The sequence below is a fragment of the Streptomyces sp. CBMA156 genome (genome assembly GCF_014596515.1).
GTDB lineage: Bacteria > Actinomycetota > Actinomycetes > Streptomycetales > Streptomycetaceae > Kitasatospora.
In genome coordinates this window covers 1-10,986 of record NZ_MSJQ01000234.1, presented here as the reverse complement: position 1 = coordinate 10,986, position 10,986 = coordinate 1, and the positions used below count along the sequence as shown (strand labels likewise).

Genomic DNA, 10,986 nt, shown 5'->3' with positions numbered 1-10,986 from the left:
CGGGCGGGGGCCCCGGCGTGTGAGGCGGGCTCCGGCCGTTCGGCTCGGGCCGCTCGGCTGGGGCCGGTGCGGGTGCCGCCGTGGACGAGGTCCTGCCGGGTCCGAGTCGTCGTAGAAGGTCACCGGCGCCGAGAACCGGCGCCGCCCGTCCGCGGAGCCGTACATGCCGGTGCCGTAGCCGGGGACCCGGGCAGCCGGGTCCGGAACCGGTCCTCCGCCGCGGGCCGTCGGCAGCCGCTCCGCCGCCCCCCCGCAGGGGTAGGCCTCGGGCCACGGCGGCTCACCCGGGGCGGCTCACCTGGCCCGCTCACCCGAGGAACAGCGGCACCTTCGCCCCGAGCACCCCGAGTCCCGCCCGCTCGGCCTCCGTCGTGGGCCGCCGCCCGGTGCCGACCAGCAGCGCGTCCGCGTCGGGCAGGTCGGCGGGGAACGGGGCCCCGGCGATCCGCTCCAGCAGCCGCCGCGCCGCGGCCGGCCCCTCGGCGGGCGGGCCGGGCACGTGCGGCAGGTGCGCGACCAGGTCCAGGTGGTGCAGCGTCCACTCCAGCACGTACGCGTCCAGGTAGTCGGCGACGGTCAGCACCTGCCCCTGGGTGGCCACCCGCAGGTGCGGATCGGCGAGGGCGGCGGCCCGTCCGGCCGCGGAGCCGACGTCGTCCAGGTGGAAGCGCAGCAGCGCCGGGTCCCCGTACGCGGCGGCCAGCCGTACGGTCAGCGCGGCCAGCGGGTCCTGCCCGTCCGGCGGCCGCGGGTGGACCTCCCAGTACGAGGCGGCGTCGCGGGTCGCCGCCGCGGGGGACGGGGTCACCAGCGTGATCAGCACGTCCTGCGCGTCGACCACCAGATGGCACACCAGATCCCGCACCAGCCAGCCCGCACACCCCGACGGCCGCGCGAAGTCCTCCTCCGCGAGCCCGTCCACCGCCGCCCGCAACGCCGCCCACGACCGTCCGAAGAGCCCCACGCGCGCAAGCTACCACCACCCCCGCCGCAACCCGCCGCGGCAACTGCCCCTCGCCGCACGGGAAGTCGGCCCGGTCGGCCCATCGGCCAGGGAAGCGCCCTACGCGTTCAGGGCGCGTCGGGCCGCACCCGTGAAGGTCCGTACGGCATCCCAGAGGCGCGCGCAGCCGGCCGGAAGGTCCTGCGGATCGCCGGCTCCGCGCAGGATGTCCTCCACGAGACCGAAGACCGTGGTCGAGGCGGGAACCACGGCCAGTGCGGCTTCGGCGACATCGTCGGGCCCTTCCAGACACACGATGTCGAGCGCGGGGAGGAACCGGCGGTGGTAGTTCTCGCGCAGCTCCTCGTGGATCCCGGAGAGCGCGGTGTGCCATTCCGGGTGGGTCGTGCCGCGGAAGAGCGACATCGCGCTGCCGTGCAGGGTCCCCATGGTGTGCACGCAGGCGATGAACTCCATGTAGGCGGTGCGCCGGGCCTGCCGGGTGTGCTCACCGCGGCGTTCGCCGGCGTCCAGTTCCGCTGTGTGACGGGCGGACCGGGCCGACAGGCGGCCGGTGGTCCAGCTCGCGCCGACGGCCGTCACACCGGTGATGGCGGCGAACAGCCATGACGCGTCCCCCATGCGGACCAGTGTGCGGGCGGCCGGGAGGAGGGGACAAGGCCCGCACGTCCCGACGGCCGCGCGAAGTCCTCCTCCGCGAGCCCGCCCACCGCCGCCGTCGTAACCCCGACTTCCCGTCGCCGCACCGGAAGTCGGCCGGGCCGACTTCCGGCGCGTGCGGCCGTCGAGGGCCCGGCGCAGGCGGAGGATCTCCGCGTGGCCTCGGCGAGTTGGTGGTGGACGTCGGGCGGAGAGAGCGGCGCTCCGCCGGTGCGCCGCAGGGCCGCGACCCACTCGGTCTCCTCTGCCGGGCCCACCCCGCAGGCCCGGACGAACTCGATCAGCACCCGCTCGGTGCAGTCCCGTTTACCTGCCAGCACCCCGTGCAGGGTGCTGCGCGGCAGGTGGCTCACCGCGCCCCGCACCGCGCGGGTCTCCAGCTCGCGCAGGGACGGGCTCCCGGCCCGCAGCCGGCCGGCCCGAACTGCGCCGGTCCGAGCTGCCGTAGGCTGCGCGGGTCATGGACACGCACGCCGAATCCGGGCGGAACCGGTACGAGCCCCCGCACGACGCGATCGCCTCCGGCCCGCCGATCCGGCGGCTCTTCCGGGATGTCATCGCCGACCGGCTGCCGGGCCGCAGGCCGCCCCAGGCGGCGATGCTGTTCGCCCACGGGGCCGATCCCTCCTGGGACGAGCGGGGCTTCCTCGGTGACTTCTACAACGAGATCCTCCACCAGGACACCTGCTGGCCCGGCACCGCGGACGGGCTCGGGCTGATCGCGGCCCTGGCCGTCGACGACCGGGTGCCCGCCCGGCACCGGTTCGAGATGGTGCACCTGCTCTTCAGCGCCGCCACCGTGGGGGAGCGCCACCTCGCCGCGAGCCGGCCGCCCGGGCCGCGGCATGCTGACGCCGACAGCGAGGCCCGGGCCCGCATCGCGGTCCGGTCCTGCACGCCGGGCCTGCTGGCCCGCTGGCCGGCCGAATGCCCCGCGGTCCGCCTCGCACTCGCCGCTCTCGCCGTGGTCTTCCCGACGGAGCGCACCCTGCCCGCGCTGGGAGCGCGCCTGCACGGCTTCACGAGCCGGCACCCCCTGGGCACCGACCTCGGCGACTACGTGCGGTTCGTCCTCGTGCTTGCCGCCAGGGACGAGGACCGGATCCTCACGGCGACCGAGAGGTTCACCGACGCCTACTGGACGGGAACGGCGCGCGGAGTGCCGACGCGGGCACGGGCCCTCCACCTCCTCGGCCAGATGCTGACGAGGGTCGGAGCCGGACTCGCCCGGCCGCACGCCGGGCAGTGAGGCCGGGCCGGTGGCCGGGGTAGAGGTCAGCCCGACGTGGACGGGGCGCCGGGGCGGTCCTCCTGTCGCGTGATGGTCTCCGCCCACTGCGGGAACTGCGCCACAGGCACCGCGGCCGAGGCGGCGAAGTCGGGGCGCAGCGCGGCCGCGGGGAGGAACACGGCGCGGCAGCGCCGGCACAGCCAGGTCGCCCGCCACACCTGGTGGAGCTTCTGCCACTGGTCGTAGGTCCGCGGCCACTGGCCGGCCGTGTCACCGCGGCGGCTCCGGTGGTCGGAATGGACCGTGAGCCCGATGCCCAGCAGGATCGCGGCGAGCAGGAACGCGCCGTAGCGGTAGCCGAGTTGGTACGCCATGTCGGAGCTGCCGCCGCCGTCGCCGGAGAACAGCCCACGCAGTCCCAGCAGGCCGAACAGGCCGGCCAGGACGAAGAGGGTGATCGCGGCCCCGGTCGTGCCCCCGGGCTCGGACGGCATCGACAGCAGTTCCCGCGTCGGCGGGTCGAGGGGCCGGTCGGAGTCCAGCAGGGCGTTGCGCACGGCGACGGTCTCGTCCGCCGCGGCGCACGTCGGGCAGGTGACGTTCATCGAGGGGTGACTCCGGAGGTGATGCGGGGTGTACACGGAAGAGCACGTAGTACAGCACAGGGGTCTGACCACCCGTGTGCCCGGCCCCGCGACCGGCAACGGGAAGGCGTCACACCCGACGCGTCTTCAGGCGGGGATCCAGCGGGGCCACCAGCCGGGGACGTTGCCGGCCGGACAGAGACCGCTGTCGCTGACCGTTCCGGGAACGGTGCCGATCCAGGCGAACTGGCACCAGGTCATCGCGAGGAGCGCGAACAGCGCGACGGCGACAGGAACCAGTGAGGAGATCCTCCTGCGGCCCGGCCGCCGGGCAAGGATCCAGGCGGCCCGGTAGGCGGCGAGTGCGACGGCGCCTCCCGCGGCCACGGACAGGGGGAGTTCGTAGGGCCGGACACCACCCCAGTCCACGTACTCGTCCTGGTACGAGCCGCAGTACCTGCGAGCCGCGTCCGAGAGCGCCCACGAGCCGGCCCCTCCGGCCAGTCCGACGAGGGCCACCAAGCAGCCCGGTATACGGCTTGTCCCCGAACGGTCGTCCATCTCCACAAGGACACCCGGCGGCACGCGGTGGTTCCCGGAAGGCGCGCGTCCGGGCCCGGCCCGGGTGCTTCAGCGGCACGCCCTCGGAAGTCCCTTCACCGGAACCTCCCCGGCGGTGTCCAGGAGCGGCGATCGGATGACGGGACTCACCGGTCCGGCGTGAGCGGGAGGAGGCCGCGTTCGGCGAAGACCTTCCTGGCGGTGAAGGTGGCGTTGAGGGCCTTCGGGAAGCCGCAGTAGACGGCGGAGTGCAGCAGGGCCTCGACGATCTCCTGCGGGGTGAGCCCGACGTTCAGTGAGGCGTTGACGTGGACCTCCAGCTGCGGCTCGCAGCCGCCGAGGGCGGTGAGCATGCCCAGGGTGACCAACTGCCGCTCGCGCGGCGGGAGCCCGGGGCGGCTGTAGATCTCCCCGAACCCCCAGGCGACCACCTGGTGCCCGAGTTCGGGGCTGACGTCGCCCAGTGCGTCCACGACCCGGCGTCCGACCTCGCCGTCGATCCGCTCCAGCACCTCCAGCCCGCGCTCGAAACGCTCCTGGCGGGCCTCGGCCTCGTTCGTGGGCATGGTCATCTGCGCTGCTCCTCATCCGTCTTCCGGTCGCCGGCCACCGGCGGCGGCGACCACGGCAGAACCGTAGGACTTGGAGTGCGCTCCACCTCAAGTCCGACACTCTGCCCCGCCTTCGCAGGAAGATTTGCGGCCGGAATGCCCGGAAGTGGGGTCACCTCACCGGGCGGAGCTGAAAGATTTCCTGTGGGCGCACCGTCAGAAGGGGCGGGCGGGCTCCGGGGTAGCGTTGTCCGTCCCGTCCCGTCCCGCCCCGAGTTTCGTGAGAGGGAGCCGCCGTGGCCCCGAACGTCTTCCGCAGTGGCATCGGAGAGCTGCTCCCCGGCCGGGGGCCGGACGGGCTGAGGGTCTGGAGCGTGGCCGAGGCGCCGAGGAGCGCGCTGTACGGCGCGCCCGTCGAGGCCACCATCCTGCTCGAAGGCACCGACGACCTCGACCGGGCCGATCTGCCCCTGGTCGGCGAGGTGCTCGGCAGGGTCGACCACTACCTGGAGGCGGGGCTCCGCTTCGTGCGCGAGGCGGTGGAGGCCGACCCGGCCTTCTTCGGTCTCACCGAAGCGGAGGCGCGGCCCTTCCGCGGCCTGCCCGTCGCGGACTTTCCGCTGGATCTCCCGCAGCTCACCTTCTACCTCGACGAGTGGCACCTGCATTTCGCCGAGGGCCGCCTGCCCATCTGCGACCCCTACGGCCTCGCGGTCGTGTTCGACGGGCAACGGCCGCTGAGGGTGGAGGACTTGAGCGACGCCGAATCCGCCGAATCCGCCGAATCCGCCGAATCCGCCGAATTCGTTGAAACCGTTGAAACCGTTGAAACCGACGCCGACGCCGAAACCGCCGATGCCGGTGGCGTCGACGGCTCGGGGCGGCCGGGCGCCTGAGTCGCCCCAGGCGCCCGCGCGGGGCGGAGCTGGTGTCAGGCGCGGTGGTACGGGAGGGGCGTGGCGACCTCGCCGCCGAGTTCGGCGGCGGCGCGGCGGGCCCAGTAGGGGTCGCGCAGCAGTTCGCGGCCGATCAGCACGGCGTCGGCGTGGCCGTCGGTGAGGACGGCCTGGGCCTGGGCGGGGTCGGTGATCAGGCCGACGGCGGCCACCGGCAGGTCGGTCTCGCGGCGGACGGCCTCGGCGAAGGGCACCTGGAAGCCGGGCGCGGCCTCGATCCGGGCGTCGGGGACGATGCCGCCGGTGGAGACGTCGAGCAGGTCGACGCCGTGGGCCCGGAGTTCCTTGGCGAGGCGGACGGTGTCCCGGGAGGTCCAGCCCTCGCGGCCGTCCTCCGGGTTCTCGGTGATCCAGTCGGTCGCGGAGACGCGGAAGAAGACCGGCAGGTCCTCGGGCCACACCGAGCGGACGGCGTCGACGACCTCCAGCGCGAAGCGGATGCGGCCCTCGAAGGAGCCGCCGTAGCCGTCGGTGCGGCGGTTGGCCGCGGGGGAGAGGAACTGGTGGACCAGGTAGCCGTGGGCGCCGTGGACCTCGGCGACCTGGAAGCCGGCGTCGAGCGCGCGCCGGGCGGCGTCGGCGAACTGCCGCACGATCTCGCCGATCTGCTCCTCGGTCAGCTCCTCCGGGGTGGTGTGGGCGGGGGAGAAGGCCTCGGCGCTGGGGCCGACCGGCGTCCAGCCGTGCTCCTCGCCGGGGGCGACCGGGCGGCCCCGGTCGACCCAGGTGCGCTCGGTGGAGCCCTTGCGGCCGGCGTGGGCGAGCTGGATCGCCGGGACGGTGCCCTGGCTCTTCAGGAAGGAGGTGATCCGGCGGAAGGCCGCGGCCTGCTCGTCGTTCCAGATGCCGAGGTCGTACGGGCTGATGCGCCCCTCGGGGCTGACCGCGGTGGCCTCCGTGATGATCAGCCCGGTGCCGCCGGCGGCGCGGGCCGCGAGGTGGGTGAAGTGCCAGTCGGTCGGGACGCCGGCCGCGTCCCCGTCCGGGACGGCGCTGTACTGGCACATCGCCGGCATCCAGATCCGGTTGGGGACGGTCAGGGCCCGCAGGGTGAGCGGGGTGAAGAGAGAGGTGCTCATGTCGGACTCCCGGAGGGTCGGCGCCAGGGCGAAGAGGCGATCATGCAACTTTTGCAGCTGCATCTACATTCGTGAACAATAGTTGCACGTGCAGACACTTGCAAGGGTGTCCCGCCGGAACACCCTCCCACCTGCGACAATCCCATCCATGATCGACCCCGCAGCCACCAGCACCCAGGCCGCCGAGGCCACCCCGACCGCCGAAGCCACCCCGACTGCCGAAGCCGCCGCAGCCACCGAGGCCGCCCCGCTCACCGTGGCCGCCGCCGCGATCATCCGGGACGGCAGGCTCCTGGTCGTCAGCAAGCAGGCCGCCCCCGAGGTCTTCTACCTCCCCGGCGGCAAGCCCGACCCCGGCGAGGACGCCCTGGCGGCCCTGACCCGCGAACTGCGCGAGGAACTCGGCGCGGCCCCGGTCGGCCCCCGCCACCTCACCGACATCCGCGCCACCGCCGCCCTCGAAGGCGTCCCCATGCTGATGACCGTCTTCACCGCCGGCCTGGACCGCGAGCCCGCCCCCGCCGCCGAACTCGCCGACCTGCGCTGGACCGACGGCCGCGACGACACCCTGTGTCTGGCCCCCGCCGTCCGCGACCACCTGCTGCCCCTGCTGCGCGAACGCGGCGACCTGGCCTGACCGTTCCGGGGCATGAGGGAACGGGCCGGGGGAAGCGGGCCCGGGGTAAGCGGGAGCCGGGGGGAGCGGGGCCGGCGGAAAACCCGTTGGCCCCGCCCGCCGGGCCCGCGATACTCACCCATCGGCGCCGCGACACCGGAGCGCCGGAACGGGGGAGTGCGTGGAGGTCTTCGAGTGCCGGGGGTGCGGGAACGCGCTGACCGCACCGCTGTCGCGGGTCCCGTACCCGGCCTACGCCGGCCTCCACTACGGCAACGGCTACCCCATGCCCGTCCTGATGGAGTCGGGCACCTACGCCGTCGAGGAACACCCAGCCTGGGCGGCCCGCTCCATCGTGATCGCGCCCGGCGACGCCTACGGCACCGCCCTCGTCCAGCGGCGCGAGAACGGCGCCTGCTGCGGCATCGACGGCCGCAACGGCCCGAACGTCACCTGCGCCGGCTGCGGCCGGAAGGTGGCGACCAGGGTCGACGCCTGCTCGCTGTGGCAGGCCACCTGGCTGGAGCCGGAGGCGGTGCGCCCCGCGACCGCAGGCCCCGCCCGTCCGGTCGCCGACTGGGCCGCGCTCACCCGGTGGTGGTGCGCCGCCGAGCTCCGGGACTCCGGGGGGCGGTGGGCGCCGCGCTGGGAGGCGGAGCTGGCGGTGACGCTCGCCCACCTGGTCGCCGCCGCGGACGGCGCGCCCGTCACCGTCCCCGACGGCCCGCTCGCCGACGCCTTCCGCGGCCCGCTCGCGGACGCCTTCCGGGCCCCGTGCGACCGGATGCTCCCGCCGGGGTACGCGGCCGGACGCCCCGCCAGGCGCGCGGCCCTGGCCGGACCTGGCCTGGCCCTGCCCGGCCCGCTCCCGGACATCGCCGTGGTGCCGCGCCACCCGCAGACCGGTGAGCCCTGGCCCACGCCCGCGGGCGTGGCCGCCGCACCGCTCGCCGTCGGCTACTGGACCCACCTCGCCCATCACGGCAGACACCTGGCCGCCCCCGTCACCGGGCGGCTGCCCGCGCAGGCCGAGCGCGACGACCCCCTGCCGCCGTACGCCTGGTGCGGCGTGGAGCCCATGTGGAGGGCCTACCAGGTGACCCTGGAAGGCCTGTTGGGAGCAGGAGCAGGAGCAGGCGCCCCGTGATGCCGGACGGCGCCGCCCGGGAGAACCGGGCGGCGCCGTCGAAGCCGTACACGGCGGTCGTGAACCGGCTGTCAGCGCGCTGTCAGCGCGCCGTCTGCGGCACGCGCTGGGCCGGGACGGAGCCCCGGGCGGTGCGCTGGGCGGCGGAGGCGGGGGCGGCGCCGAGGGCGGTGCCCCGGGTCTCCTCGGCCCACAGGACGCAGACCAGCAGGCCGAGGGCGGTGACCCCGGCGGCGATCAGCATGGTCGGGCCGGTGCCGAGCCCGGTCAGCGACAGCGGCAGCAGGTAGGTGCCGACGGCCGCGCCGATCCGGCTGACCGAGGTGGCCACGCCCACGGCGGTGGCCCGGATCTCGGTGGGGAACAGCTCGTTGGGGTAGGTCCAGTCGAGCACGTTGGGCCCGCCGCACAGGAACGCGTACGCGCACAGCGCCAGCAGGGCGACGGCGGCCGGGGCGGTGGGCCACACGCCCAGCAGCGCGAGCGGCACGGTCATCAGCGCGAAGGACCAGATGATGACGGGCCGGCGGCCGCGGGTGTCGATCAGGCGCAGCGCCGGGTAGCAGCCGAGCAGGAAGACCAGGCTGATCAGGCCGGTGCCGAGGGTCTCCATCACGGTGCCGCCCGGCATGCCGAAGGAGGAGAGGATCTGCGGGCCGAAGGTGAGCATCGCGAACAGCGGGGCGACCTGGCACAGGAAGAACAGTCCGCAGAACAGGGTGCGGCGCCGGTAGGGCGGGGTCATCAGCAGGCGCAGTCCGGTGGGAGCGCCGCGCTCGGCCGGTTCGGGCATCAGCTCCCGGCCGTCGACCTTGACCCCGAGGTGCTTCTCGACCACGCGCACCGCGTCGCCGACCCGCCCGTTGGCGGCCAGCCAGCGCGGCGACTCCGGCGAGCCGCGGCGGATCACCAGGAACACCACGCACAGCACCGTGGAACTCGCCAGCATCCAGCGCCAGCTGCCCGGGCCGGCCAGCTCCAGGAACAGGTAGCCCACCACGTAGGCGAGCACGGAGCCGGCGTACCAGGCGATGATCTGCTGCCCGAGGAGCCGGCCGCGCTGCTTGGACGGCAGCCACTCGGCGAGCAGTGAGGTGGCGATGGGGTAGTCGGCGGCCACGGCCATGCCGAGCACGAAGCGCAGCACGGCGATCGCCCACACCGTGTCCACCCAGAAGGAGAGCACCGAGCAGGCGACCATCACGAGCAGGTCGGCGGTGTACATCACCTCCCGGCCGATCTTGTCGGTCAGCACGCCGAAGAGCGCGCCGCCGACGAACATGCCGACCAGCGCGGCGGCGCCGATCAGGCTGACCTCGGCGGTGGACAGCCCGAGCTCAGGGCGCATCCCGATCAGGGCGACGCCGACGATGCTCAGGATGTAGCCGTCGAGCAGGGGTCCGCCCGAACAGGCGAGGGCCAGCCGACGGTGGAACGCGGTATACGGGGCGTTGTCGATGGTCTGGGACATGTGCTGGGGGTCCTCCGGAGCGTACGGCGCGCACTGCGCACCGTGCGCCGGGTAGACGGCAGGGAAAGACGCCGCCCACCTCGGACGGCGCCACCGCCCGGTCACAACGGGCGACCGTCCACGGTTGCCCCGGCTCCATGGGGCCGCCACCGGGCCGAAGGTCGACCGGACTCATGACCAAGGTCCCGAAGCGGACGGGCCCTTCGCCCGTGCCGAAACGGCGTTCGGCCAGTCCTGCCGGGGGCCCTCGCCGCCGGGGGCCGCGAACGGGCGCCGGAGGTGACCCTTCTCACCAAGTGGCCCAGGCGGCCCCGGAACTGTGGGCCTTCCCACAGCGGGGCCGTGTCCGTGCGTACGGGAACGGTCCCGCTGTGTCACCGCCGAGGCGTCACCCGGGGCCCGCGGGCGGCCGGTTGTGAGCCCGCCGTGAGGCCCGGATCGGGCCGCTGTGGAGTCTGTCGTGAAGCCTGTCGTGAGGTCCGCCGCCGGGATCAGCCCGCCGTGAAGCCTGTGGTGAGGTCCGCCGCGAGGCCGGGATCAGCCCGCCGCGAAGCCCACCGTGAGGCTCGCCGTGAAGCCCGCCGCGAGCCCCGCCGTGATCCCCGGCCGGGCGAGGTCCGCGTCCAGGCCGCCTCCAGGTGGCCGTCGGACCCGGTGGTCAGCAGGATCACCACCCCGCCCTGCACCCCGGCCGGCGGGGAGCGGCCGGTGACCCGCGGGGTGGGCCGCCCGCCCAGGACGAGGCCGAACAGCTCGCCGGTGCGCCGCACCAGCGCCTCGCGAGTGACGTTCCCGCCGCGGGCCTCGACGAGCTGGGTGGGCGCAGCGGCCGGGCCCCGTCCGCTTCATGGCGGTACGTCAGCTTTCCCACCGGATCCGCCCGCCGGATCCCGTCTCCTGTTCGCGGCCCGGAGCGGGCCGGTTCACCGGGCCGTGCACTGGAGGTCGTCCGTGCACGGTTGGCTTCCTGCGACCTGGGAGGACACGCCCCCGGGTTGCACCGTCCGCGGGCGAACGGCCGATCCGGCGCCCCGCACGCCGCCGGAAGACCCCAGCCCGCCGCCGTACGAGGAGAGCCCCACATGTCACCCCCACCCGCCGCCACCACGGCGCCCGCGCCCGCCGGCCACCGCACCCGCACCCGCACCCGCGGGCTGGGCGCGCTC

At 74.7% G+C, this 10,986-nt stretch carries 11 protein-coding genes; 4 read left to right on the top strand and 7 right to left on the bottom strand.

All coding sequences use genetic code 11. The features are described 5' to 3' along the window. Positions 1–307: 307 nt before the first annotated feature. Complete coding sequence (locus BU198_RS19435; protein ID WP_188295398.1) at positions 308–964, bottom strand: maleylpyruvate isomerase N-terminal domain-containing protein; 657 nt, start codon at positions 962–964, stop codon at positions 308–310. Positions 965–1,063: 99 nt separating this feature from the next. Next, complete coding sequence (locus BU198_RS19430) at positions 1,064–1,585, bottom strand: hypothetical protein (protein ID WP_188295399.1); 522 nt, start codon at positions 1,583–1,585, stop codon at positions 1,064–1,066. Between the two features lie 499 nt (positions 1,586–2,084). Here BU198_RS19430 and BU198_RS19425 point away from each other — a divergent pair, with 499 nt between their 5' ends. Further along, the gene (locus BU198_RS19425) at positions 2,085–2,873 is read left to right on the top strand and encodes a hypothetical protein (RefSeq protein WP_188295400.1); all 789 of its coding nucleotides are present in this window, start codon (positions 2,085–2,087) and stop codon (positions 2,871–2,873) included. Between the two features lie 26 nt (positions 2,874–2,899). Here the strand turns inward: BU198_RS19425 and BU198_RS19420 are convergent, their stop codons facing one another. The 3 genes from BU198_RS19420 to BU198_RS19410 all read right to left on the bottom strand — a co-directional run bounded on the left by BU198_RS19420 (position 2,900) and on the right by BU198_RS19410 (position 4,572). Continuing rightward, positions 2,900–3,460 (bottom strand): hypothetical protein, encoded by a 561-nt coding sequence (locus BU198_RS19420; protein ID WP_188295401.1) that lies wholly within the window; start codon positions 3,458–3,460, stop codon positions 2,900–2,902. A 126-nt stretch (positions 3,461–3,586) separates the two neighbouring features. Further along, positions 3,587–3,961 carry a hypothetical protein gene (locus tag BU198_RS19415; protein WP_188295402.1) on the bottom strand — a complete coding sequence of 125 codons (375 nt, stop codon included), beginning with the start codon at positions 3,959–3,961 and terminating at the stop codon, positions 3,587–3,589. Positions 3,962–4,146: 185 nt separating this feature from the next. Continuing rightward, a complete protein-coding gene (locus BU198_RS19410; protein WP_223243895.1) occupies positions 4,147–4,572 on the bottom strand; it encodes a carboxymuconolactone decarboxylase family protein in 426 nt (141 codons plus the stop codon). A gap of 275 nt (positions 4,573–4,847) precedes the next feature. Here BU198_RS19410 and BU198_RS19405 point away from each other — a divergent pair, with 275 nt between their 5' ends. Then, positions 4,848–5,447 carry a hypothetical protein gene (locus BU198_RS19405; RefSeq protein ID WP_188295403.1) on the top strand — a complete coding sequence of 200 codons (600 nt, stop codon included), beginning with the start codon at positions 4,848–4,850 and terminating at the stop codon, positions 5,445–5,447. Positions 5,448–5,482: 35 nt separating this feature from the next. On the opposite strand, the gene BU198_RS19400 is transcribed toward BU198_RS19405, so the two are convergent. Next, on the bottom strand, positions 5,483–6,586 hold the full coding sequence (locus BU198_RS19400) for an NADH:flavin oxidoreductase/NADH oxidase (protein WP_188295404.1): 1,104 nt from the start codon (positions 6,584–6,586) through the stop codon (positions 5,483–5,485). A 148-nt stretch (positions 6,587–6,734) separates the two neighbouring features. Between BU198_RS19400 and BU198_RS19395 the strand changes: the two genes are divergently transcribed. Both BU198_RS19395 and BU198_RS19390 read left to right on the top strand, forming a co-directional pair. Beyond that, positions 6,735–7,223, top strand: a complete 489-nt coding sequence (locus BU198_RS19395; RefSeq protein ID WP_188295405.1) for an NUDIX hydrolase — start codon at positions 6,735–6,737, stop codon at positions 7,221–7,223. 160 nt (positions 7,224–7,383) lie between these two features. Further along, positions 7,384–8,349, top strand: coding sequence for a hypothetical protein (locus BU198_RS19390; protein WP_188298133.1), 966 nt, complete (start codon positions 7,384–7,386; stop codon positions 8,347–8,349). Between the two features lie 82 nt (positions 8,350–8,431). On the opposite strand, the gene BU198_RS19385 is transcribed toward BU198_RS19390, so the two are convergent. Further along, complete coding sequence (locus tag BU198_RS19385) at positions 8,432–9,820, bottom strand: MFS transporter (protein ID WP_188295153.1); 1,389 nt, start codon at positions 9,818–9,820, stop codon at positions 8,432–8,434. Between the last annotated feature and the right edge of the window lie 1,166 nt (positions 9,821–10,986).

Excerpts from the sequence above, each read along its gene's own strand:
- BU198_RS19430 (WP_188295399.1), bottom strand. The coding sequence starts at position 1,585 with ATGGGGGACGCGTCATGGCTGTTCGCCGCCATCACCGGTGTGACGGCC.
- BU198_RS19425 (WP_188295400.1), top strand. The coding sequence starts at position 2,085 with ATGGACACGCACGCCGAATCCGGGCGGAACCGGTACGAGCCCCCGCAC.
- BU198_RS19420 (WP_188295401.1), bottom strand. The coding sequence starts at position 3,460 with ATGAACGTCACCTGCCCGACGTGCGCCGCGGCGGACGAGACCGTCGCC.
- BU198_RS19410 (WP_223243895.1), bottom strand. The coding sequence starts at position 4,572 with ATGACCATGCCCACGAACGAGGCCGAGGCCCGCCAGGAGCGTTTCGAG.
- BU198_RS19400 (WP_188295404.1), bottom strand. The coding sequence starts at position 6,586 with ATGAGCACCTCTCTCTTCACCCCGCTCACCCTGCGGGCCCTGACCGTC.
- BU198_RS19395 (WP_188295405.1), top strand. The coding sequence starts at position 6,735 with ATGATCGACCCCGCAGCCACCAGCACCCAGGCCGCCGAGGCCACCCCG.
- BU198_RS19385 (WP_188295153.1), bottom strand. The coding sequence starts at position 9,820 with ATGTCCCAGACCATCGACAACGCCCCGTATACCGCGTTCCACCGTCGG.